The 24,163-nt window shown below is 61.3% G+C and carries 15 protein-coding genes, 1 tRNA gene and 1 pseudogene; 16 read left to right on the top strand and 1 reads right to left on the bottom strand.

Going from position 1 to position 24,163, the window contains the following annotated elements; translation table 11 throughout:
• Positions 1-12 precede the first annotated feature (12 nt).
• Positions 13-1,158, top strand: a complete 1,146-nt coding sequence (locus tag FY528_RS11520; RefSeq protein ID WP_149071163.1) for a mechanosensitive ion channel family protein — start codon at positions 13-15, stop codon at positions 1,156-1,158.
• 82 nt (positions 1,159-1,240) lie between these two features.
• Here FY528_RS11520 and FY528_RS11515 read toward each other — a convergent pair whose 3' ends face one another.
• Entirely contained in the window at positions 1,241-2,149 is a 909-nt protein-coding gene (locus tag FY528_RS11515; protein ID WP_149071162.1) for a TerB family tellurite resistance protein, read from the bottom strand.
• A gap of 423 nt (positions 2,150-2,572) precedes the next feature.
• Here FY528_RS11515 and FY528_RS11510 point away from each other — a divergent pair.
• From FY528_RS11510 to FY528_RS11440, 15 genes and pseudogenes are all read left to right on the top strand, one after another.
• Positions 2,573-2,650, top strand: a tRNA-Val gene (locus FY528_RS11510).
• Between the two features lie 437 nt (positions 2,651-3,087).
• A complete protein-coding gene (locus FY528_RS11505) occupies positions 3,088-3,315 on the top strand; it encodes a hypothetical protein (protein WP_149071161.1) in 228 nt (75 codons plus the stop codon).
• Positions 3,316-3,380: 65 nt separating this feature from the next.
• Positions 3,381-4,682 (top strand): PAS domain-containing protein, encoded by a 1,302-nt coding sequence (locus tag FY528_RS11500; RefSeq protein ID WP_149071160.1) that lies wholly within the window; start codon positions 3,381-3,383, stop codon positions 4,680-4,682.
• 41 nt (positions 4,683-4,723) lie between these two features.
• Positions 4,724-5,080, top strand: coding sequence for a hypothetical protein (locus FY528_RS11495; protein WP_149071159.1), 357 nt, complete (start codon positions 4,724-4,726; stop codon positions 5,078-5,080).
• A gap of 362 nt (positions 5,081-5,442) precedes the next feature.
• Positions 5,443-8,247, top strand: a complete 2,805-nt coding sequence (locus tag FY528_RS11490) for a substrate-binding domain-containing protein (RefSeq protein ID WP_262383977.1) — start codon at positions 5,443-5,445, stop codon at positions 8,245-8,247.
• A 183-nt stretch (positions 8,248-8,430) separates the two neighbouring features.
• Positions 8,431-9,342 carry a PfkB family carbohydrate kinase gene (locus FY528_RS11485; protein ID WP_262383976.1) on the top strand — a complete coding sequence of 304 codons (912 nt, stop codon included), beginning with the start codon at positions 8,431-8,433 and terminating at the stop codon, positions 9,340-9,342.
• Between the two features lie 66 nt (positions 9,343-9,408).
• A complete protein-coding gene (locus FY528_RS11480; RefSeq protein ID WP_149071157.1) occupies positions 9,409-12,615 on the top strand; it encodes a SusC/RagA family TonB-linked outer membrane protein in 3,207 nt (1,068 codons plus the stop codon).
• Positions 12,616-12,627: 12 nt separating this feature from the next.
• Positions 12,628-14,076 (top strand): RagB/SusD family nutrient uptake outer membrane protein, encoded by a 1,449-nt coding sequence (locus FY528_RS11475; protein ID WP_149071156.1) that lies wholly within the window; start codon positions 12,628-12,630, stop codon positions 14,074-14,076.
• 229 nt (positions 14,077-14,305) lie between these two features.
• Complete coding sequence (locus FY528_RS11470; RefSeq protein ID WP_149071155.1) at positions 14,306-15,721, top strand: glycoside hydrolase family 30 protein; 1,416 nt, start codon at positions 14,306-14,308, stop codon at positions 15,719-15,721.
• A 52-nt stretch (positions 15,722-15,773) separates the two neighbouring features.
• Positions 15,774-16,874, top strand: a complete 1,101-nt coding sequence (locus FY528_RS11465; RefSeq protein WP_149071154.1) for a T9SS type A sorting domain-containing protein — start codon at positions 15,774-15,776, stop codon at positions 16,872-16,874.
• Between the two features lie 68 nt (positions 16,875-16,942).
• A complete protein-coding gene (locus FY528_RS11460; RefSeq protein WP_262383975.1) occupies positions 16,943-18,400 on the top strand; it encodes a glycoside hydrolase family 30 protein in 1,458 nt (485 codons plus the stop codon).
• 82 nt (positions 18,401-18,482) lie between these two features.
• A complete protein-coding gene (locus FY528_RS11455; protein WP_149071153.1) occupies positions 18,483-20,033 on the top strand; it encodes a carboxylesterase/lipase family protein in 1,551 nt (516 codons plus the stop codon).
• A gap of 114 nt (positions 20,034-20,147) precedes the next feature.
• A complete protein-coding gene (locus FY528_RS11450) occupies positions 20,148-22,280 on the top strand; it encodes an RICIN domain-containing protein (protein WP_149071152.1) in 2,133 nt (710 codons plus the stop codon).
• Positions 22,281-22,381: 101 nt separating this feature from the next.
• Positions 22,382-23,857, top strand: coding sequence for a glycoside hydrolase family 30 protein (locus tag FY528_RS11445; RefSeq protein ID WP_149071151.1), 1,476 nt, complete (start codon positions 22,382-22,384; stop codon positions 23,855-23,857).
• A gap of 33 nt (positions 23,858-23,890) precedes the next feature.
• Positions 23,891-24,163 (top strand): annotated as a pseudogene (locus FY528_RS11440) (sugar MFS transporter); the annotation flags it as partial.

The following is a 24,163-nucleotide window of genomic DNA, read 5'->3' as shown; positions in this document are numbered from 1 at the left end:
AATACCCTAACCATGACTTTCCAGGAAATTCTGCGGATTCGGTTTCTCGGCAACGACGTAGCGGCGTATTTGTGGTGCGCGGGCATTCTGCTGTTTGGCTACATCTTCAAAACGCTGCTTTCCCGCCTGCTCTCCAAGCTGGTATTCCGGGCCATTCGCAAGCGTACCGAGGGCGTATCGGAACAGCAGTTTCAGGCTTTGCTCATTCAGCCGCTGTCCATCGTTATCTTCCTGATTACGGCTTACTTCGCCTTTCAGGTACTCGATTACCCGGTGCGCAGCTCCGAACTGACGCGCAACGAGCCGTGGCCGCAGGTGGCGCTGTTTCGGCTGTTTCAGCTGGCCGTGTTCATGGGCATTGGCTGGATTGGACTACGCCTGATTGATTTTCTGGTGCTGGTATTTCAGCGCCGCGCCGAAGCCACCCCGTCGCGCCTCAACAACCAGCTGATTCCCTTCGCCAAAGACCTACTGAAGGTGCTGGTGCTCACGCTCACGTTTCTGGTGATGCTGAGCCGGGTGTTTGGCGTCAACGTCACGGCGCTTATCGGGGGTTTGGGCATAGGCGGCCTGGCGGTGGCCTTTGCCGCCAAGGAAAGCCTCGAAAACCTGATTGCCTCCTTCACCATCTTCCTCGACCGGCCCTTTGCCGTGGGCGACCTGGTGATGGTGGGCGGCATTACGGGCACGGTGGAGAAGGTAGGCTTCCGGAGTACCCGCCTGCGCACGGCCGAGAAAAGCTACGTGACGGTGCCCAACAAAAGCATGATTGACAAGCCCCTGGACAACCTGTCCTTGCGCACGGCCCGGCGCGTGGGCTTTACCCTTTCCTTGAGTCAGCATACGACCAGTGAGCAGCTGCGCGCCATCGTGGAAGACGCCCGCGCCGTGATCAAGGCACACCCCTTGGTGACCGACGAGCCCGAAGTAAAGTTTGCAGCCCTCACGCCCACGGCCAAGGAAGTAACCGTGCAGTATTTCGTGAACACCACCAATTACGACGAGTACCTCAACGCCAAGGAAGCCCTGAACTACGAGCTGATCCATGCGGTAGAGCAGCACGGTGGCTCCTTTGCCAATGCGGGCACCACCGTGGTGCAGCTTGCTGGCCCCCTTGGGGGCATAGGGGGCAACCCTAGCCCCGCCGGGGCGGAATAGCCCAAAGCCCCCGAAGACAAGCCCATGAAAAAGCCCCGACCAGTTATGTGGCCGGGGCTTTTCTATATGATTTCCGGGTACTCTAACGGCCGCCGAGCAAACCGCCGAGCAAGCCACCCATGCCGCTGCCACCGAGCAGGCCGCCGAGGCCGCCCCCACCGGCACTGCGCGGCGCCGAGTTGGGCTGGCCGCCCAGGCCACCCAGGATAGAAACCAAAGAACCCAGGCCGCCGCTGCCCATGTGCGTACCCTGTTGCGGGTAGTCGCCGTAGCTGCCGGTGTTGGCCGAAGAGCCACCACCCAGCACGCCGCTCAGCAAACCGCCACCTAGCAGGCCGCCGAGCAAGCCACCCATCGAGCTGCCGCCCATCGCGCCGCCTAGCAGGCCGCCCATGCTGCCGCCACCAAGTGGGCCGCCCATGCCGCCCATCTGGCCGCCCCGGCCGCCCATTACTTTGGAAATAACCATGGGGGCCACTACGCCGAGCAAGCCAGCCATCAGCGCCCCTTTTGGAATGCCTACGCTGTCGAGCTTGTCGCCGATGCCACCCAGGAAGCTTTGCTTGGCTGGGTCGCTGGCCGAGTGCGGCACCTGGGCCGCCTGGTCTACTACCTGCTCCAAAGCATGAGTCTGCTGGGGCGTGATGCCCAGGTAAGTTGAAATCTTATTGACCATTTCCTCCTCCGTGTTGGAGTAGGCCCCGTCGGCGCGGGCAAAGCTGATCAGGTCCGTCACCAGCGAAAAGCGCAGGTCGCTTTGGCGCAGGGCGTCTAGGTTGGCTTTCACGCTTTCGTTGGTGGAGTCGCGGGCGGCGGCAATGATTTGCTGGGTGGCGCCGCCGCCTAATCCGGCGGTATGGGCGAGTTGCTGTAAGAATTCTACTTCGGCGGCCGAGGCCTCGCGGTCGGCGGAGGCCAGACTGGCAATAACACTTAGATAGGCCGTTTTTTCAGCTTCGGAGTATTGCTGAAGCAGTTGCGTTTCGTTCATGGTGCGGGAGTTTTAGGAGAAAAAACAATTCCGCGTTTCTTAACGGTGGTGCGCCAGGAATGTTGACCTGCTCCACCGCCACCTTGCTGGCCGGTAGTGAGTCGCGTTTACTCGTCGGGAGTCTGGCCGAGCCGAATGTCTTTTCCTTTCCGGCGCCTTACCGCCAGCTTTCTGCATCTACTTTATTATGGGTGGCTGCTCGCTCCAGCCTACTTCGCTGGGCAAAACCAGGGCTTCAGCAAAAATTTTCGTAATTTTTTTTACTTCCTGCACTTTTCTGATTCAGAATGATTTATGCCTTTTACAGCTACCAGAAGCCTGTTTTTCAAGAAAAAAAAGACGTTTTATCCAGCTCGGGTTTGGTGTAGCCAAAAACACCTGCCATATTTGTACCACCAAACGGGACATACCCGGTAAGGAAAAGGGAGATTAGCTCAGCTGGTTCAGAGCATCTGCCTTACAAGCAGAGGGTCACTGGTTCGAACCCAGTATCTCCCACCATTAAGAAGCCTCTCAGATGCACATCTGAGAGGCTTCTTCGTTTTTGATGCCTAGGCTGGAACATTGTATTGCTTTGACAGTGTCCTAGAGCTCTATCGCTCCGTTCCGCCGTCGTCGCTGAGATGGGCATCGGGTGTGAGAAGAAACGTTCTGGCTTCGCGGTGTTTCACAGCAAAAGTCTGCAACCACCATCCTATTATCCTGGTTGAACATTGCTGCGTAGATTTGGCATCTGAACTCTTCCTCAACACTACCCCACCTTGCGACTCTACTTTGAGAACCCTGTCGGCCGAATTCTCGAGCACCCTGCCGGCTACGTGGTCATTCAATACCATCCTGGAACGCGAGAAATATCCCATCTGCAGTCCTTTCTTACCCACACCGGTCGGCTACTTCAGTTACGGAGCTGGAATAAGTTATTCGGCGACCAGCGCCAGATGACTCCTTTCACGGAAGAAGAAAGCCAGTGGATTGTAGAATATTGGCTCAGCGAAGAAAGCCGAGGGCAACGGATTTACGCGGCCGTACTGCTGGACCCAGCCGCCTTTGCCAGCATTCCGGCGCAGGTAGCTTCCCAGGAGGCCACTGCCGCGGCCCTTACTTATCGGCTGTTCGACCAGACAGACGATGCGGAAGCCTGGTTACTCCAACGCTTCCGTAGCTAATACGCTGGTATTCCGGTGCCCGCGCAGTCTGCCCCATCCTGCCTTCTTCCCGTCCCATCCCGACCATGGCCTCTGTTTCTCCTGACTACCAATACCTGTTTCGCCTTTTGCCGCACAACTACTTGTTGCTGCTGCCTGATGGTACAATCGTTGACAACTCTGACAAGCATGTGGGTGTGTCGATGCTAAACCGGGAGCAGGCGGTTGGCCGAAACATCTTTGAGGCCTACCCTTCTGCGCCCAAAAGCCAGCAGGAGCTGAACGACTCCCACGACTATGTGCGCCAGCATAAGCAGCCGCACACGATGCCGGTGATGCGCTACGACTTGCTGCGGCCAGAGGCCGAAGGCGGGGGCTACGAGCAGCGCTACTGGCGCATCACGCATTATCCCGTATTGGATGAACAAGGCGAGCTGCTTTACATTCTGCAGCACCCGGAAGACATTACGACGCAGCATCTGGCTGACCAGCAACGCCTAGCGGCCGAGCAAGCCCTAAGCCAGGCCCAGAAGCAGGCTCTCTTCACCTTAGAGGCTCTGCCGGTGATGGTTTGGACGGCTCAGCCGGATGGCACCATTGACTATTTTAACCAGCGCTGGCTACAGTTCACCGGCCGTACTGGGCAGGAAGACCCTGCTGGCTCCTGGCAGGCAGTGATTCACCCCGAGGATTTACCCCACCTGAGCGAGTCCTGGGGCCAGGCCATTGCGGAGCGCCAGCCCTACGAAGCCGAGTTTCGCATGCGCCGTCACGATGGGCAGTATCGGTGGGTGCTGGCCCGCACCGTGCCCCAGCGCGAAGCCGATGGCAGTGTGCTGATGTGGGTTGGCTCCGGTATTGACATTCAGGAACAGAAGCAGCTGGTGCTGGAACTCACGGAGGCAAATGAGCAGCAGCTACTGCTATCGGAGCAGTCTTATCAGGCCGCGCAACTGGCGCAGCGGCAGCGCGAAACGTTCTACAACCTATTCATGGAAGCCCCCGCGCTGATTTCTATCGTGCGCGGATCGGAGTACCGGATTGAGTTTGCCAACCCGCCTTATCACGAGCTGTTCGCTACCAGCGAACTGGTTGGCCGTACCGTTCTGGAGGTGGTGCCGGAAGCCGCGGAGCAAGGCTTCATTGCGCTGCTCGATCATGTTTACCAAACCGGGGAGGCCTTCCAAGGCAGCGAAATGAAACTACAGCTGCATCGCCGGGCAACTGGCCAGATCGAAGAGCGGTATTTCGACTTTTCGTACCAGGCTTTCCGGGAGAACGGGCAGATTGTCGGCATTTTCAGCTTCGCCTTCGACGTTACGGAACGGGTGCACATGCGCCAGCAGCTCAATCAACTGCAAAACGCCCGTGGGACATCGCATAACTAAGCTGCTCCCGATGCCATTTTTCATGCCTACCCGCCCGCCTTATGAACATCGATAGTCTGGATTTCCAGCAGGCCCGCATCAAGCAGGTCGTGTTCAAGTCCCGGCTGCGCTCGGTACTCTACGGCGTGCGCGAACCTGACCCGGCCCTGTTTTCGTTGGTCGACAATCCTTTTGGCCAGTGGCTGACCACGACGTTGGTGCCGCGCTACGGCAAGGTGAGCGAAGTGCGGGCCATGGAGCGCGTACTACAGCAAATGCTGCGATACGGCCAGGAGCTTGTGACCTTGTACCGGCAGGGCCGCATTGAGAATGCCCGGAGCGGACTGGAACAGATTGAAACCTATGCGGCGGAAATTGACGGCCTGTTGCGGCAGCTTGAGCAGCGCAATGCCGCCTAACCAGCCCGGCACTTCGCTGGGCGAAACGCGGGGGTGCCGACTGCTCGCCTTTCGCACCTCCGGCAGACTTCCCGGCATGAATTAGAACAAATTGCGGCAAGAGCCTTTAAATAAACGCCCCTGCTATTCTGCCCTACAAGGGAGAGTCCCTGCAAGGAGCCCAATACGACCCACCTCTGGGAAGCCGCTTAGTCGAATGATTAAGCGGCTTTTGTTTGCGGCCCGAAGGTCTCCATTGGCTGAAGCCGGGCGCCAACTTTCTGCCACCCGGCATTTTAGTGGCGCGCAACTACGGTAGGTTGTGTATATTTGATTAGGCTGCCCTTATTCCGGGGACACACAACTCCTAGCTCACCAGAAGGTTGCTTTCCTACCTGCGTTTCTACTCACTGCTCGCCGTTGGCCTGGCTCTTTTTACCGGCTGCACGCATCAGCCGACGCCAGCCTACCGCATTGGTTTCTCCCAGTGCAGTATGAGCGGACCGTGGCGGCAGGCCATGCTGGCCGGCATGGAGCGGGAGCTGAGCTTTCATCCTGAGGTCCAGCTCCACATGCTGGATGCCCACGACAACAGCCGCGTGCAGCAGCAGCAGATTCGGGAATTGCTCCACGATGGAGTTGACCTGCTGATTGTGTCACCCTACGAAGCTGAGCCCGTCACGCCCGCGGTGGAGGAGGCCATTGCCCAGGGCGTGCCCGTGGTGTTACTTGACCGTCGCACGGCCTCGCCCCAGTACTCGGCTTACGTGGGCGGCGACAACCTTGAAGTAGGGGAAACAGCGGCCCGCTATGCCGCACGCCTGCTGCAGCAGCGCGGTTACGTAGCAGAGGTAATGGGTACCCCCGGCTCGTCGGCCACGGCCGAGCGGCACCAGGGCTTTGCGCAGGGCCTACGCCGTTACCCGGGTATCCGCTCGGTGGGGCAGGTGACGGGCGACTGGAAGGAAAAGACGCTGAAACCGGCCCTTACGAAGCTGCTGCAGGCTCACCCCGAAGTAACCGTCATCTTTGCCCACAACGATGCCATGGGCCGCGGCGCCCACGAAGTATGCCAGCAGCTGGGCCGCGCCCGGCAGGTGAAGGTTATTGGCGTAGATGGCTTGTCGGGCGCCGGCGAAGGCATCGACCTGGTGCAGCGCGGGGTACTGGAGGCCTCGGTGCTTTACTCACCCGGCGGGGAGGAAGCCATGCGCACGGCCCTGAGCATTATGCGCAAGCAGCCCTACAAGCGCGAAAACACGCTGGGCACCATCGTCATCGACTCGACCAACGTGCGCACCCTACAACAGCAGACCGACAAGATGGTGAGCCAGCAGGCAGATATTCTGCGGCAGCAGGGTCTGCTGCAGTCCCTGCGCGCCACGTATGCCAGCCAGCGCACGGTACTCTACGGGCTGATGGTGTCCTTGCTGGGCGCCATTGTGCTGGGTGGCGTGGCCTGGCAGTCGGCGCGAAAAAACCGCCTGATTAATCAGAAGCTGGCTATTCAGAATGCGGAAATTGATGCCATCAACCACCAGCTGGTCAGCCAGAATGAGGAAATAAGCCAGCAGCGCAACCAGCTGGAGGCCATGGCGTCCCAGGCCCGCGCCGATACCGAAGCCAAGCTGCGCTTCTTCACCAACTTCTCCCACGAGCTGCGCACCCCCCTCACCCTCATTCTGGGCCCGGTGGAGGAGCTGCTCACCAGCTCGCCCGACCTAACCACGGCCCAGCGCCACGACTTGGGCCTGGTGCGCCGCAATACCCAGCGCCTGCTCCAGCTCGTCAACCAGCTGCTGGACTTCCGTAAGATTGAAGTCGGGAAGATGACGGTGCGCGCGACGGAAGGCGACTTGGTGGCCTTTGTGCGCGAAATCGTGGATGCCTTTGAAAAGCCGGCCCGGCTACGCGGCGTGCAGCTGCGCTTTCTGGCCGCCGAGCCGGTGCTCCGGGGGTGGTTTGATGGCAATATTCTGGATAAGGTGTTTTTCAACCTGCTATCGAACGCCCTGAAGTTTACTCCCGACCAGGGCCAGATTACCATCAGCCTGCAAGCCAGCCCCGATGGGCAAAACCTGCGGGTGAGCGTGGCCGACACGGGCCGGGGCATCAGCGACCAGGACCGCGCCCACATCTTCGAGTGGTTTTACCAGGGCGACCAGGGCGCCGTGGCCAAGGGCTCGGGCATGGGCCTGGCCCTGGCCCAGGGGCTTACCCGCCTGCATCAGGGGCAGCTCACCTTCAGCAGCCGCCCCGGGCAGGGCAGCACCTTCGTGGTGACAATCCCGCGCGAGCTGCCCCCCGACTTACGCTCCGCCGAGCCGGCCACAACCACCGTGTTTGCCCTGGATGAGCCCGAGCCGCTGCCGGACCTGGCCGAGCCGGAACGCGAACCTGCAGGCCTCGAAACGGGCAGTGAAACGCTGGTGCTGGTAATTGAGGACAACGCGGAGGTAAATAACTTTTTGGCCCGGAAGCTGCGCACCGACTTTCGGGTGCAAACCGCCACCGACGGGCACACCGGCTTCCGCATGGCCACCGACCTGATTCCCGACCTGGTGGTGTGCGACGTGATGATGCCAGGCCTCAGCGGACTGGAAGTGGTGGCCAAGCTCAAGGAAGACTGGCGCACCTCCCACATCCCGGTGGTGCTGCTCACGGCCCGCAACGCGCCCGAGCAGCAGGTGGAGGGCGTGCAGGCCGGCGCCGACCTCTACCTGACCAAGCCGTTCAACCCAGCCTTCCTGCTGGAAAGCGTGCGGACGCTACTGGCCAACCGCAGCCGCCAGCGGGAGCATTTCCGCCGGGAGCTGAGCGTAGACGTAGCCACGGTCCCAGCCTCCAACCCCGAACAAAAGTTCCTGGCCGACCTCACGGCCATTGTGGAAGCCAACCTTACGAAAACCAACCTGAGCGTAGAGGATATTGCCCGGAGCCTGGGCATCTCGCGCATGCAGCTCTACCGCAAAGTCAAAGCGGTGCTGGGCACGGGCGTCACCGACTTTATCCAGGGCCTGCGCCTGACCAAAGCCCGCGAACTGCTGCTCGATGATACGCTCACCATCACCGATGTGGCCTACGAGCTGGGCTTCTCCTCCCCTTCTTATTTTTCTACTTCCTTCAAGACGCGCTACCAGATTTCTCCCACTGAGTTTCGTGCGCTACATATCACTCCGCACGCCTGAAACATTCTCTAAAGCGCGGTAATAAAATCAAAACCGAGTCTGAAAACAGGCTCGGTTTTTTCGTTTTTAACTATACTGTATATCAATGCATTAGTAAAATATTGCCCCTTGAACGCATTTTGAAATAAATGAGCAAGCCGTCGGTAGGCCAGCCGGTGACATTTGTGCAAAACACTGACTGTCATGCACACCGCTGCGCCCATTGTCTGCTTTGGAGAAATGCTCTGGGACGTGCTGCCTACCGGCAAGCAGCCCGGCGGTACGCCCTTCAAGGTGGCCGTGCACCTGCAGCAGCTGGGCCAGGAGGTGCGGCTAATCAGCCGCGTAGGAGATGATGAGTTGGGTCAGGAACTGCTGGCGTATAGTGCCGCCCAGGGCCTCGACTGCAGCCTCGTGCAGCAAAGCGAAACCCACCTCACCGGCGTGGTGAAAGCCACCATCCGAGCCGGCCAGGCAGTGACGCACACGATCCTGAATCCGGTAGCCTGGGACTACATCCGGCACACCGACGCGCTGCGCGCAATCGTTTCCGGAGCGGCCATGCTCGTGTATGGCTCGCTGGCTACCCGTAGCGCCCTCAGCCGCGAAACGCTGTACCGCCTGTTGCAGGTGGCTCCCTTTAAGGTGTTTGACGTGAACCTGCGCGCCCCGCACTATAGCCGGGCGGGCGTGAAGTACCTGCTTCGCCAGGCCGATCTGGTGAAGCTAACCCAGCCCGAGCTGACGGAGATGATGCGCTGGCTTGGTCAGCCCGCCGACGAAGAAACAGCCCTGCCGTGGTTAGCTCAGCAATTTAGCCTGCAGGCCGTGTGCCTTACCAAAAATCGGCATGGCGCCGCGCTCTGGACCGGTAATCAGCTGTTTACGCACCCAGGCTTTGCCGTGGCAGGGCCGGGGACCAGCGAAAGCGCCGCTGCTTTTCTGGCGGTCCTGCTGGCCGGCTGGCAAGCGCGCCAGCCCCCGGCCGATTTCTTGCGGCGTGCCTGTGCGGCCGGCGCGCTGGCAGCCACGCCACAGCCGGCCCAACCCGACCTAAGTGCCCTGCTCACTTACCGCGCCCCCTTTGTCTGCTACACACCTAGTCCCGGCCGGTAGCACGCCTGCAGCCAGTGCTCCCGGCCTCTTTCCCTCACCAATTCTTTCCCTTTCATCTCGTTTCCCATGCCGTCTCCTTTACAATTTCCACACGGCCGGTGGCCTCGCCCCAGAAGGCTGTTTACGCCTACGCTAGCGCTGAGCGGCGTGCTGCTGTCGGGCCTGGCCTTTGCGCACCCGGTCAGCCATGCTATTGCCGCTCCTGCTGTTTCGCTGGCCGACTTTTCGCGGAGCCGCACCGTAGCCAGTGGCTCTATCTCGGGCCGCATAGTTGATGCCAAGGGCGAAGCCCTGCCCGGCGTAACGGTCGTAATAGCGGGTACTACGCTTGGTAGCGCCACCAACAGCGACGGTACTTTCACGATTCAGAACGTGCCGGCCGGCCCGCAAACGTTGGTTATTTCATCGGTAGGCTTCACCACGCAGCGCATTCCGGTAACGGTAACCGATGGGCAGGTGACCCAGGTAGCCAGCACCACCCTCGAAGAGAACCTGCAGGCACTGAGTGAAGTAGTGGTAGTAGGCTACGGCACCCAAACCCGCCAGGAGCTGACGACCTCCGTGGCCTCGGTGGGCGCCAAGCAGATTGAGCGTCAGCCCGTAGCCGGCTTCGACCAGGCGCTGCAGGGCCAGGCCCCCGGCGTGCAGGTGACCTCCCCTACCGGTGCTCCCGGCTCGGGTATCAACGTGCAGATTCGGGGCAACAACTCCATTCAGCTGTCGAACTCCCCGCTCTACGTAATTGACGGGGTGCCTGTGCTGCCTACCTACGATCGGGAACTCAGCATTGGCAATCAGAAGCCCAATCCGCTTAACACCCTTAATCCCAACGACATCGAAAGCATCGATGTATTGAAGGACGGGGCCGCGGCCGCTATTTACGGCCTGCGGGCGTCCAACGGCGTAGTGGTAATTACCACTAAGCGCGGCAAAGTGGGCAAGCCCCAGGTAGGTTTTAGCGCCTACTACGGCAAGCAGCAGCTGCGCAAAAAGCTGGACTTGCTGAACTCCCAGCAGTTTGCCACCCTCTACAACGAGATGCTGGTGAACAACGGCGAAGCGCCTTACTTCAACGCTCAGAATACCCCCGACTTCACCACCGACTGGCAGGATGAGGTGTACCGCTCGGCCGCTATCCAGAATTATCAGCTGAACGTGAGCGGCGGCACCGATAAGACGCGCTACTACGTTTCGGGCGGCTACTTCAAGCAGGATGGCATCATTCTGAACTCTGGATTTGACCGCTACAACTTCAAGCTGAATCTTGATCAGCAAGCCAGCAATCGTTTCCGGTTGGGCACCAACCTCAACCTGAGCCGCACGCACAACAACGGCAGCGTGCGCAGTGAAATGGCCTTGGGCAACTCCGGCACCGTACTCGGTACGCTGGCCCAGATTCCGACCATTCCGGTACGCGACGCCAACGGCGTGTACGCTACGAACCCCTTGTCCTTCTCCGACAACCCGGTTGGGAACCTGCTCGAAACCCGCAACAACGCCATTACCTACCAGGCTGTGGGCAACGTGTACGGGGAACTGGACATTCTGCAGAACCTGAAGTTCCGCTCCTCGCTGGGCATTGACTTCCGCTCCCAGCTCGAAAACGAGTTCATCACCCGCGAGTATCCCGGTACCTCCCGCTCCGACCCGTCCCAGCGCGGCAGCGCCCGCACCGGCACCACCCAGCAAAGCATCTGGCTGCTGGAAAACACACTGACGTACAACCCCGACCTCGGCGAGCGAAACAACCTGACGCTGCTGGCCGGCCAGTCAGTGCAGGAGTCGAACCGCTTTGCTTCCAACGCTTCTACCCGCTACTTCGCCTCCAACGCCGCGCCTTACCTGCCCGGCGGCTCGGAGCGCACCGGGGCCAGCAGCTACGAGGAAGAGTGGGGCTTGGTGAGCTACTTTGCCCGCGCCATTTACAACTACGATGAGCGGTACCTGGCCACGCTGAGCTTCCGGGCCGACGGCACCAGCCGCTTCGAAGACCACTTCGGCTACTTCCCCGCCGTGGGCCTGGGCTGGCGTATTTCCAAGGAGTCGTTCTTCCCGCAGGGCGGAAAAGTCTCGGACCTGAAGCTGCGCGGCAGCTTTGGCGCCGTTGGCAACCAGGAGTACCCGCCCTACGACCGGTTCAGCACCTACAGCACCGGCTACAACTACCAGGGCGCGGGGTCTACCATTGTGGGCGGCATCGGGCCGAACCGCATCGGCAACCTGGCGCTAAAATGGGAAACCACTTACCAGTACAACGCCGGCCTCGACTTGGGCTTGTTTGCTGACCGCGTGGTGCTGAACGTGGATGCCTACCAGAAGCGCACGCATGATTTGCTCACCAGAGTCCCATTGGCCTTAAGTACAGGAGCCCAGGTACTGGATATTATTCAGAACGTAGGTGAAGTAGAAAACAAAGGCTTGGAGTTTGGCCTGAACACGACGAACGTGAATGGCAGTGACGGCGCCTTCAGCTGGAACACCAACTTCAACATATCAATGAACCGCAACAAGGTGCTTGACCTGGGCACGCAAATCAATGCCGATGGCGTAGAAGTTGCGCGCGAAATCATCAACGGTTCCAGCATCACGCAGGTGGGCGCGCCCTTGGGCTCGTTCTACGGGCACCGGGTGCAGGGCATCTTCCAGTCGGATGCGGAAGTGGCTGAAGCGCCTACGCAAAACAACGCCAAGGCCGGGGACATACGCTTTGTGGACACCAACGGCGACGGCAAAATCACCGATGATGACCGCGTCATCATCGGCAACCCTAACCCCAAGGCTATTGCGGGCATCACCAACAACTTCGCCTTCAAAGGTCTGGAGCTAAGCGTATTCTTCCAGGGCTCCTTCGGCAACGACATCTACAACCAGAACCGCCAGACCCTGGAGGGCATGGCCGGCCCGGTCAACCAGACCACAGCGGTACTGAACCACTGGACGGAAACCAACCGCGACGCCGACCTTCCCCGCGCCGTTTTCAGCGACCCGAACCAGAACAACCGCTTCTCCACCCGCTTCGTGGAAGATGGCACCTATGTGCGCCTCAAGAACCTGACGCTGGCCTACAACCTGCCGACCAGCCTGATTGAGAAGGCCAAGTTCAGCGGCCTGCGCCTGTACGTGACGGGCCAGAACCTGCTTACCTGGACCGACTACTCGGGCTACGACCCGGAGGTTAGCGCCGACCCGTTCTCGTCCACCGGCTTTGGCCGTGACTTTGGGGTGTATCCGCAGGCCCGCACCTACACCGTAGGCCTCAACGCCACTTTCTAAGCTTCCCCTTTCATGAAAAAGATACTGCTTCCCATCTGTGCGGCGCTGGTTTTGCTCGGCAGCTGCAACGTGCTCGACAAAGAGCCCCTGCCCAGCGTAGCGCCCACCACGTTCTTCCAAACCGCCGACGACGCGGAATCGGCGCTGACGGCTGCCTACGACGGCCTGCAGAGCACGGGCCTCTACAGCCAGGACCTGATTGTGTTCGGCGAGATGCCCTCCGACAACTGCACCAGCACCAACGGCGACGTAACGCCCCTGGAAAACTTCACCTGGTCGCCGAACACCAGCCAGGTGTACAACATCTACCGCGACTCCTACCTGGGCATCAACCGCGCCAACGCCGTGATTAAGTATGTGCCCGGGGTATCGATGCCGGCCGAGCGGCAGGCCCAGATCCTGGGCGAGGCCTACTTCCTGCGGGCGTTGCACTACTTCAACCTGGTGCGGGTGTACGGCGGGGTGCCGCTGCGCCTGGAGCCCACCGAAACCGGCGACCCGGCCGTTATTGCCCTGCCCCGGGCTTCGGTCGAGCAAGTGTACGCGCAGATTGTAGCCGACCTCACGCAGGCTGCCAGCCTGACGACTACGGCCAACAACCCGCGCCGCGTTACCAGGGGCGCGGTTAATGCCCTGCTGGCCCAGGTGCACCTGACCCAGCGCCAGTGGAGCCAGGCGGCTACCGCGGCGAATGCCGCCATCAGCAGCGGCTACACGCTCGTGACGCCCTTCAAGAACCTGTTCCCGGCCGACAACAAGCCCGAGTCTATTCTGGAAGTGCAGAACTCCGGCACGGCCGATGGCAACAACATCCTGCCCGACCTGCTGCTGCCCGCCCCACCCGCCACGTACTCCTTCCCCAAGTTCAACATTCCCACCGCAGAGCTGATTACCCTGGCCACGTCGAATGCCAATGACAAGCGCTGGGCCACCATTGGGCCGGTTACGGGTGGCACTGACCACGCCAGCTACATTGAAGGCAGCGGCAGCGGCAACGACGCCGGCCCCTTCGTGTACAAGTGGCCCGGCAACCCCGGCGGTTTCAACTCCCCCGACAACACTTACATCCTGCGCCTGGGCGAAACCCTGCTCACCTACGCCGAAGCGGCCAACGAGCAGAACGGCCCGTCAGAAGATGTGCTCGGCAAGCTCAACCAGGTGCGCACCCGCGCCGGTCTGAGCGCCCTCACCATGGCCTCGCCGGAAGCCGCCAGCAAGCAGGCCCTGCGCAACGAAATAGACCTGCAGCGCCGCCTGGAGCTGGCCTTCGAAGGCTACCGCTGGTTTGACCTGGTGCGCTACGCCCGCCACAACCAGGCCGAAGCCGGCGCCCACGCTACTACGGCCCTCACCGTGATGCAGGCCAAGCTGGGCAAGAGCGACCCGAACCTGCTGCTGCTGCCCCTGCCCCAGGCAGAAATCAACAACAACCGGCAGGCGCAACAAAACCCGGGGTACTAAGCCCCACTTTCTGCGCCGGCGGTGCTGCAACACCGCCGGCCTGATTTTCCGCACCAGCCAGGCTGCTCTCAGCCTGCTTGCGGGGAGCCAGGGCCGGTTAGCTAGGTAAGGGGAGCATAACCGGCCCTCGTGCTGCCCGATTTTAATTGCCGCTCTTGGTTAGGCCCGCCCCGGGCGGGGCCGTATCTACGAGCTGCTCATCTGCTTTTCCCCTTCGCAATCTGTGTTTATGCTGCGTTTCCTCACCTTTTCCTGCACTCTTCTCTTCAGCCTCGGGCTGGGTGCCGGCTGTCAGCGCCCCGCTGCCAGCGGCAACGGGGCGGCCGCCGATTTCTGGCTGACCAACCCCGACAAAACGGCCTTGTTTCAGCGGCAGGCAGCACCTTTGACTTTCACAACGGACGCACCGGCTGCTTCCGTGATTGAGGTAGACGACAAGCAGGCTTTTCAACCCATCGACGGGTTTGGCTACTGCCTCACGGGCGGCAGCGCCGAGTTGCTGCACGCCATGTCGCCCAAGGCGCGGCAGGCTCTGCTTCAGGAGCTCTTCGGCACCGACGGCACCAACATCGGCGTCAGCTACCTACGCCTGAGCATCGGGGCGTCTGACCTCGATGCCCGGGTGTTCAGCTACGACGACCTGCCCGCCGGCCAGACCGACCCGACGTTGAGCAAGTTCAGCCTGGAACCTGACCGCCCGCACCTGATTCCGGTGCTCAAGGAAATTCTGCGCATCAACCCCAGCATCAAGCTCATGGGCTCTCCCTGGTCGCCGCCCCCGTGGATGAAAACCAACGAAAGCTCCAAGGGCGGCTCCCTGAAGCCGGAGTTCTACCCGGCCTACGCCCAGTACTTCGTGAAGTACATCCAGGGCATGCAGGCCGAGGGCATCCGCATCGACGCCATTACCATTCAGAACGAGCCCCTGCACCCCGGCAACAACCCCAGCCTGCTGATGCTGGCCGAGCAACAGGCCGAGTTCATCAAGAAACACCTGGGCCCGGCCTTCAAGGCCGCGAAGCTGGACACGAAAGTTATTGTGTACGACCACAATGCCGACCGGCCCGATTACCCGATCAGCATCCTGAACGACCCCGAAGCCCGGCAGTACGTGGATGGCTCGGCCTTTCACCTCTACGGCGGCCCCATTGAGGCCCTCAGCCAGGTGCACGACGCCCACCCCGACAAAAACCTCTACTTCACGGAGCAGTGGGTGGGCTCGAAAAGCAAGTTTGAGGAAAACGTGCCCTGGCACGTGCGCACCCTCATCATTGGGGCTACCCGCAACTGGGCCCGCACCGTGCTGGAATGGAACCTGGCCGCCGACCCTCAGCAAAACCCGCACACGCCCGGGGGCTGCACCGAGTGCCGCGGCGCCCTCACCCTGGACGGGGATAAGGTGACCCGCGAGGATGCCTACTACATCATTGCCCACGCCAGCAAGTTTGCCCGCCCCGGCTCGGTGCGCATTGCCACTACCGTGCCCGACAAGCTCCCCAACGTGGCCTTCCGCGCCCCCAATGGTCAGAAGGTGCTGGTGGTGCAAAACGACAACTCCGCCGCGCAGACTTTCTCGGTGCGCCACAACGGCCGCGTATTTTCCTCTACACTGGGGGCCGGCGCGGTCGGCACCTACGTCTGGTAGTCAACTCCCTCACTTTTTGCCTTTTCCACCTTTCACCTCTTAGCTAATTCCCATGAAAAAACTCTTTACTCTTTCTGCCGTTGCCGCCCTTATGGCCGCTTCGTTGGGCGCCCAGGCTCAGTTTACCGTGAATGGCACACTCGATGCCACTGAAGTAGGCACCGGGGAAGGCAAGTACCAGCTGGTAGGCACCTACACCGGGGCCCACTCCATTGCCGACCGGGGCCTGAAAGCCCTGTACGTGGGCACCACGGCTACCACCCTGAACATCATGGTGGTGGCGTCTTCCGAAATTGACGGCTACAACTCCCTGGTGTTTTACCTGGATGCGCCTAACAAGACGGGCATTGCGGCCAACACCCAGCTGCCGGGCAGCACCAACTCCGGCAATGATGGCCGGGAGTCGCTGCGGCAGCGCCCTACCCTGGATATGCCCGTGGATTTCGCGTTCCGCTGCACGACCTCGCCCTTCGGCAAACCCAATGAGAATGCCATTTACCTGAGCCGGGTAAATTACACCGAAACGCCCTACAACGAAGTGGGCATGGGCGCCGGCAAGAAAGATGGCTCCCTCACCACCGATGCCAACGACCCGGCCGGCGCGAAAACGGCTTTCCAGACCAGCGCCACGGGCAGCGTAGCCGCCAATACCACCACGGGCTGGGAATTCGAAATTCCACTGTCGGCCATCGGCGGGGCGCCCGCGGGCAGCAACCTCCACCTGATGGTGGCTTACATTGACGACTTCAAAAGCTTCAACTCCGACGTGTTGCCGACGATTCAGGGCCAGACCACGGCCCTGGGCATCAACCCCGACTTTACCGCCATTCCCGGCAAGCAGTTCTACACCTACCAGGTAGGCTCGGGCGTGCTGGCCAGCCGCTCGGCCAGTGCCGCCCTGAAGGCCGCCGTGTACCCCAACCCACTGGCCACCAGCAGCCGCCTCACGTACAGCGTGCCCAGCCAGGCTCCGGTGAACGTGGCGGTGTATAATACGCTGGGCCAGAAGGTGCTGAACCTGCTATCGGACACGCAGCCGGCCGGTGCCCGCACGTTGTCTCTTGCGCCGCTCCGGCAGCTGCGCAGCGGCTCCTACGTTGTTACGGTACAGGTGGGCAATCAGCTCAGCTCCCAGCGGGTGCTGGTAAACTAACTCGTTACCGGTCAGGCCACCCGCCCAGCGCGTGGCCTGACCGATTTTTTTCCTTACCCCTTACGCTCATGCAAAAGATTCTGGCAGGTATTATGGGCAGCGCGCTCCTGGGGGCGCTAACGCTGACCGGCTGCGGCGGCGACAACAAACCCGACCCCAAGCCCACCCCACCGCCCCCGCCCCCGGCAGAAACCGGCCCCTCTCAGGTGGCTTTGTGGCTGACGACGTCCAGCCAGTCTACCTTGTTTCAGAAAAGCGCCCTGGTGCTCAACTTCAAGGAAACCACGGGCGCGGGTCCCATTATTTCGGTGGATACCACCACTACCTACCAAAGCATCGACGGGTTTGGCTACACCCTGACCGGGGGCAGTGCCATGCTCATCAACCAGCTGCCGGCCAGCAACCGCACGGCCCTGCTGAAGGAACTGTTTGCCACCGACGGCAACAACATCGGGACCAGCTACCTGCGCATCAGCATTGGCGCCTCCGACCTCAGTGACCGGGTGTTCACCTACGACGATGTGCCGGCCGGCCAGACCGACCCGACCCTGGAGAAGTTCAGCCTGGAACCCGAGAAGAAGGACTTGCTGCCCGTGCTCAAGGAAATCCTGGCCATCTACCCCGACCTCAAGATTCTCGGCTCGCCCTGGACGGCGCCGCCCTGGATGAAAGATAACGGCAGCTACAAAGGCGGCTCCCTGAAACCGGAGTACTACAGCGTATATGCCAACTACTTCGTGAAGTACCTGCAGGCTATGCAGGCTGAGGGCATCCGCCTGGATGCCATTACCATTCAGAACGAGCCCCTGCACGACGGCAACAACCCCAGCATGTATATGTCGGCCACGCAGCAGGGCACATTCATCAAAAACAACCTGGGCCCCGCCCTGAAAGCCGCGGGGCTGACCACCAAAATCATTCTTTACGACCACAACACAGACCGCATCGACTACCCGCTGGCTATCCTCAACGACCCCGAAGCCCGGCAGTACGTGGATGGCTCGGCCTTTCACCTGTACGCCGGCACTATTGAAGCCCTGTCTACGGTGCACAATGCCTTCCCCGACAAGCACGTGTACTTCACGGAGCAGTGGGTGGGTGGCCCCGGCAACTTTGCCGCCGACTTTAGCTGGCACGTGGGCACGCTCATCATTGGCGCCACGCGGAACTGGAGCCGGAACGTGCTGGAGTGGAATCTGGCGTCGGACCAGAACTACGGTCCGCGCACCGACGGGGGCTGCACTACCTGCCTGGGTGCCCTCACCATCAACGGCACTACCGTGACGCGCAACCCGGCTTACTATACCATTGCGCACGCCAGCAAGTTTGCCCGCCCCGGCTCGGTGCGCATCGATACGAACGTGCCCAACGGCTTGTCGAACGTGGCCTTCAAAAATCCCAGCGGGCAAAAGGTACTCATCGTGCAGAACAGCACCAGCAGCTCGCAGTCCTTCAACATCGCCTACCGGGGCAAGATGGTCAGCACCACGCTCCCGGGCGGGGCCGTGGGCACCTACGTCTGGTAAGACCACCCTTCTGCAACCCAGAACCCACCGCCGATTTTTCCGGGCAGCTGCTGCCTTATCTTCTGCCCTTTTTCGCGCCTCCATGCTGCGTCTCTCCCGGTTAGCCTTCCTTATGCTGTTGCTCGGCAGCAGCGCCATTGCGCGCGGCTGGGCGCAGAACATGGGCGGCCCGGTGGAAGTAAAAACGCGGCAAGGCCGGCTGCACGGCAGCCGGGAAGCCAATCTGTGCGTGTTTCGCGGTATTCCGTACGCCCAGCCGCCCGTGGGGCCTTTGCGCTTTCGGCCCCCGCAGCCGCTACCCCGGCAGCACGGCCCGCGCCCAGCCACGCAATTCGGCCATCGGGCCGTGCAGGCGGGTGGCCCCACGGGGGTGCAGGGCAGTGAGGATTGTTTGTACCTGAACGTGTGGGCACCCGCCTGGCCCACCCGCTCCCGCCCGGCTGGGGTACGCCCCGTGGTGGTGTGGGTACACGGCGGCGCTTTTACGGGCGGCTCGGGCCAGGACAATGACACCTGGACCTTCGCGGCCCAGGACAGCGTGGTGGCCGTGAGCCTAAACTACCGCCTGGGCAGCCTGGGCTTTCTGCACCTTGGCGAGGCCCTGGGTCCCGCTTACCGGCAGGCGGGCAACGTCGGCCTGCTCGATGCCGTGGCCGCCCTGCGCTGGGTGCACGACAACATCCGCGCTTTCGGCGGCGACCCTACGCGCGTGACGCTGATGGGCGAGTCGGCGGGGGCCAAGCTGGTGGGGGCTCTGCTCGTGACGCCGGCAGCCGAGGGCCTGTTTCAGCAGGTGATTCTGGAAAGCGGGGCCGTGCAGGCCATCCGCGACACGGCTACGGCGGCGGCGGTTACCCGTCAGCTGCTGGGCGAGCTGCACCTTGCCCAGCCCCAGGCCCTGCTCACGCTCCCCGCCGATACGCTCATTCGGGCGCAGGCGCGGTTTGCGAGTGGGGCGGGCGGCCTGCAGGTGTTTGGCCCCGTGCAGGATGGCCTGGCGCTGCCTCAACCGCCTTTCGCTTATTTGCGCCGCCTGAAGCGGCGCCCGCCGGCCGTACTGCTCGGCACCAATCTGGAAGAAGCCGGTTTGTTTACCGGCCCAGGCTCAGTGCTGGCTCAGCCCAATGAAAAGGCGCTGCAGCAGGTATTTGGCCGCAACGCGGCGGCGGTGTGGGCCGCTTATCGGCGCCTCAGCCAGACCCAGCCTGCCCAGCAGGCCTGGAACACCACGCTCACCGACTACCTCTACCGGCTGGCAACCTACCGCCTGGCCGATACCCTGGCCGCGCAAAACCGGCCCGTCTGGCTTTACCGCTTCGACTGGCACAATGCCACCCAGCGCCCCCTGCATGCCCAGGAGCTGGCGTTTGTGTGGAATGCCCCACTGGGCAGCTCCGGCGCGGCTCCAACCTTACCAGCCAGCCTGCCCGGCAAAGCTGCCGACGCGGCGCTGGCCGCCCGTATGCACGCCTATTGGGCCCGCTTTATCAAAACAGGCCGCCCGGGTCCCGACTGGCCCGCTTACTCAGCGCCGGGCCGCATGGTCATGGTGTTTGACTCGGCCAGTGGGCCCCGGCCCGCGCCCGATGCTTACCGGGACCCTGGCTTTCCAACCCAGGCCTACCGCCGCTAATACCCTACTCACCTCATCATGCCCAGCTAATTCCTCTGTCCTACCCGCTTGCGCCCACCTGTTCTTCGCTCTGCTCCCCGCTTTTTTCCACCATACCCCAAAAACCCACAGAACATGAACACCATTACCTCTTTCAGCCTCCGGCGTATGGCCCGCCGGATGCGGCAAGCGCTGCTACTCGTAGCGGGCCTCGGCATGGCGCAGCACGCCGACGCCCAAAGCTTTCTACGCGCCGACGGCCAGCGCATCGTGAATGCCAGCAACCAGGAAGTTATTCTCAACGGCATGAATCTGGGCAACTGGGCCGTGCAGGAAGGCTACATGATGAAAGTGGGCTGGCCTGGGGCCACAATAAACGGCGCCACGAAGCAGACGCAGGGCGCGGTAAAAAAGAGCCTCTACAACGCCGGCATGACTGATGCGGCCGTGGAGACATTCTACCAGAACTACCGCGCCAACTTTATCACCAAGCCCGACATCGACTACATTGCCTCCAAGGGCTTTAACTGCGTGCGCCTGCCCCTGCACTACGAGCTGTTCCTGACGCCTGCCCAACGGGCGGTGCGCAGCAGCGTGATGCGCGGTACCGTGAGCTACGACTCGTACGTGAGCCAGCTCACAGGCTGGTACAACAACAACCAGCTCTTTACTGACCCCGCCAACATGGCGGCGCTGGCCATGATTGACAACACCCTGGCCTGGGCCCAGGCCAACAACATGTACGTGGTGCTGGACATGCACGCCGTGCCCGGCTCCCAGGGCACCGACGCCAACATTGCCGACCAGATTGTAGCCAACGACCTGTGGAACCGCCAGATCAACCAGGATGTGCTGAACCGGCTGTGGTCGTTTGTATCGAACTGCTACAAGAACGACGCCCGCGTGGCCATGTACGACCTCATCAATGAGCCGAACAATGCGCCTAGCAACCCGCAGATCAAGACCGTGACGGAGCGCCTGATTAACACCATCCGGAACCAAGGCGACAATCACCTGATTCTGGTGGAAGGCAACGGCTGGGGCAACGACTTTAACTACCTGGAGCCCTTCAACTTCTCCAATCGCTCCAACCTGGTGTACAACTCGCACCGCTACAGCGGCACGGGTTATCTGATGGATAACGGCGTGAACTCCACGGGCGGCGGCCCCAACGACCTGCGCTTCATTGGCAACCTGCGCAACTTCCGCACTACCCACAACGTGCCGATCTGGGTGGGCGAAACCGGCGAAAATACCGACACCTGGATGCGCGACGCGGCCAAGAACCTCAACTCGGTGGGCATTGGCTGGTGCCACTGGACCTACAAGCGTTTTGAGGACCGCAGCAACCCGGCTTTCATGCACATCAACCCGCCCTACGTGGTGGACGGGCCCGCCGGCCTGAATCAAGTACTGACCAACATTCGGTTTGCCAACTGCGTGCCCAACACCACCGTGGCGGCCGTGTCGCCGAACCAGAACGGCATTGTGAACTACCCCGGCGGCGGCAACTACAATGGAACGAGTACTGTGCCCAGCGGCCCAACTATTGGACGCATTTACCAAATCAGCTGCAAGAATGGCGGCAAAACCATGGAAGTTTCGGCCAACTCTACCGTCAACGGTGGCCGCGTGCAGCAGTGGGGCTGGGCCCAAGCGGCCAGCCAGAAGTGGAAGCTGGTGGATGCCGGCGGCGGCTACGTACGTATCGTGAACCTGAACAGCAACAAGTCCTTGGATATTGCCGGCCCTTCCACCGCCGATGGTGCCAAAGCGCATCAGTGGGACTGGCTCAGCCAGGACAGCCAGTACTGGAAGATTGAAAGCAATGGCGACGGCACCTACCGCATCGTAAACAAGTTCAGCGGCAAGGTGCTGGACGTGGAAAATGGCTCCACTGCTGACGGCGCTGCTATTCACCAGTGGACCTGGGGTGGCTACAACAGCCAGCGCTGGTGGTTTTCCGACCAGGGTGCCGCCCGCACGGCCCTGTCCACAGTAAGCCCCGAAATGGAAGCCCGCCTGCAGCTCTACCCCACCACCGTGCAGTCGGAAATGACGTTTGACTACACTGCCGACCGGGCCCAACAGCTGCAGGTGCAGCTGGTAGATGTACTGGGCCGCTCGGTGCTACGTTCTGAGAAGAGCGTACAAGCCGGGGCCAACCATCTTTCCTGCAGCGTAGCAGCTCTGCCAGCCGGCGTGTACACGCTGCGCGTACTTACTCCCGAGGGCCAGTTGCAACGCCGCTTGCTGGTGCGCCGCTAGCCGCGGCCAGCGGGAGCCTGCTTCGTTTTTCACCTCCTGCCGGCCCGGGCACGTTGTCCGGGCCGGCAGGATAAGCGGAATCACCCGCATTTTTTCATTTTATGCGTACACCCTTTCTTCCTATGCTGATGCTGGCGACCCTGCCCTTTACGGGCGCCCTGGCGCAGAAATCAACCAAGCCGGCGACCAAAGCCCCGGCCTACTCGGCCGTCGGCAAAAAAGTACAGGTCTTTACCACGGCGGCCAACACAACCCACCGGTTGGCCGCTACCGGGGAGCTGCGCTTTCAGGAGCTCCGGCAGCCGCTGGAAACCCAGCCCACCGTATTTGTAGACCCCACGCATACCTTCCAGACCCTGGTAGGCATTGGCGGCGCCCTCACTGATGCGGCGGCCGAAACCTTTGCCAAACTGCCCAAGGCCGCCCAGCAGGAGTTCATGCAGGCGTACTACAGCCCCACCGCCGGCATTGGCTACACGCTGGCCCGCACCCACATCAACAGTTGCGACTTCAGCAGCGGCATGTATACGTATGTGGCCGACAACGACCAGGAGCTGAAGACCTTCAGCGTGAAGCACGACGAGCAGTACCGCATTCCCTTCATCAAGCAGGCCATAGCGGCAGCCGGTGGCAAGCTTCCGCTGTACGTGAGCCCCTGGACCCCACCCGCCTGGATGAAGGACAACAACGACCTGCAGCACGGCGGCAAGCTGCGCCCGGAGTTTCGCCAGGCCTGGGCCAACTACTACGTGAAGTTTATTAAGGAGTACGAGCGGCAGGGTATGCCTATTTGGGGCCTGAGCGTGCAGAATGAGGCCATGGCCAACCAGCGCTGGGAATCCTGCCTGTACACGGCTGAGGAAGAGCGCGACTTCATCAAGGAATACCTGGGCCCCACGCTCAAGAAAGGTGGCCTGGGCGACCGGAAACTCATTGCCTGGGACCACAACCGCGACCAAGTGTACCAGCGCGCCAGCACCATCCTCGACGACCCCGAAGCCGCCAAGTACGTGTGGGGCATCGGCTACCACTGGTACGAAAACTGGACCGGCAGCGACATGCTCTTCGGCAACGTGAAGCGCGTGCACGACACCTACCCCGACAAGCAGCTCATTTTCACCGAAGGCTGTATCGAGAAATTCAGCCTCGACCGGGTGAGCGACTGGAAGCTGGGCGAAGTCTACGGCCGCTCCATGATTGAGGACTTCAACGCCGGCACCGCCGCTTGGACCGACTGGAACATTCTGCTGGATGAAACCGGCGGCCCCAACCATGCCCAAAACTTCTGCTTTGCCCCCATCATTGGGGATACCCGGAGCGGCAAGCTGCTCTACACCAACATTTACTACTACATCGGGCACTTCTCGAAGTTTATCCGTCCGGGTGCCAAGCGCATCATCAGCTCCTCCACCCGGGACGTACTGCAAACCACCGCCTTCCGCAATACCGACGGTTCCGTGGCCGTGGTGGTGATGAATACCTCTGATAAGCCCATGGACTTTCTGCTGTGGCTGAAGGGCCAGGCAGCTTCCACTACGAGCCTGCCCCACTCCATAAGCACGTTTGTTGTAAACTAGCAGCCGATTTCTCCTCTATTCCTGAACCGTACTATGGCCCTGGCTGCTCCTTCCTCTCTTCCAACCGCTACCCCCACCGGCCCGGGGGGCGCTTCGCCGCGCTACACCTCGGCCCTGGCTTCGCTGACGGTGCTGTTCTTCATGATGGGCTTCATCACCTGCCTGAACGACATCCTGATTCCTTACCTGAAGGCCATCTTCCAGCTTTCCTACACCCAGGCCAACCTGATCAACCTCTGCTTTTTCGGGGCCTACTTCGTCATGGGCATTCCCGCCGGCAAGGTGGTGCAGCGCCTGGGCTACAAA

The sequence above is a fragment of the Hymenobacter lutimineralis genome, from assembly GCF_008271285.1.
GTDB classification, from domain to species: domain Bacteria; phylum Bacteroidota; class Bacteroidia; order Cytophagales; family Hymenobacteraceae; genus Hymenobacter; species Hymenobacter lutimineralis.
This window is presented reverse-complemented; position numbering and strand designations above follow the sequence as displayed.

Bases quoted from the DNA above. Each gene is read 5' to 3' on its own strand.
- FY528_RS11520 (WP_149071163.1), top strand. From the start codon at position 13: ATGACTTTCCAGGAAATTCTGCGGATTCGGTTTCTCGGCAACGACGTA.
- FY528_RS11515 (WP_149071162.1), bottom strand. From the start codon at position 2,149: ATGAACGAAACGCAACTGCTTCAGCAATACTCCGAAGCTGAAAAAACG.
- FY528_RS11505 (WP_149071161.1), top strand. From the start codon at position 3,088: ATGACTCCTTTCACGGAAGAAGAAAGCCAGTGGATTGTAGAATATTGG.
- FY528_RS11500 (WP_149071160.1), top strand. From the start codon at position 3,381: ATGGCCTCTGTTTCTCCTGACTACCAATACCTGTTTCGCCTTTTGCCG.
- FY528_RS11495 (WP_149071159.1), top strand. From the start codon at position 4,724: ATGAACATCGATAGTCTGGATTTCCAGCAGGCCCGCATCAAGCAGGTC.
- FY528_RS11485 (WP_262383976.1), top strand. From the start codon at position 8,431: ATGCACACCGCTGCGCCCATTGTCTGCTTTGGAGAAATGCTCTGGGAC.
- FY528_RS11480 (WP_149071157.1), top strand. From the start codon at position 9,409: ATGCCGTCTCCTTTACAATTTCCACACGGCCGGTGGCCTCGCCCCAGA.
- FY528_RS11475 (WP_149071156.1), top strand. From the start codon at position 12,628: ATGAAAAAGATACTGCTTCCCATCTGTGCGGCGCTGGTTTTGCTCGGC.
- FY528_RS11470 (WP_149071155.1), top strand. From the start codon at position 14,306: ATGCTGCGTTTCCTCACCTTTTCCTGCACTCTTCTCTTCAGCCTCGGG.
- FY528_RS11465 (WP_149071154.1), top strand. From the start codon at position 15,774: ATGAAAAAACTCTTTACTCTTTCTGCCGTTGCCGCCCTTATGGCCGCT.
- FY528_RS11460 (WP_262383975.1), top strand. From the start codon at position 16,943: ATGCAAAAGATTCTGGCAGGTATTATGGGCAGCGCGCTCCTGGGGGCG.
- FY528_RS11455 (WP_149071153.1), top strand. From the start codon at position 18,483: ATGCTGCGTCTCTCCCGGTTAGCCTTCCTTATGCTGTTGCTCGGCAGC.
- FY528_RS11450 (WP_149071152.1), top strand. From the start codon at position 20,148: ATGAACACCATTACCTCTTTCAGCCTCCGGCGTATGGCCCGCCGGATG.
- FY528_RS11445 (WP_149071151.1), top strand. From the start codon at position 22,382: ATGCGTACACCCTTTCTTCCTATGCTGATGCTGGCGACCCTGCCCTTT.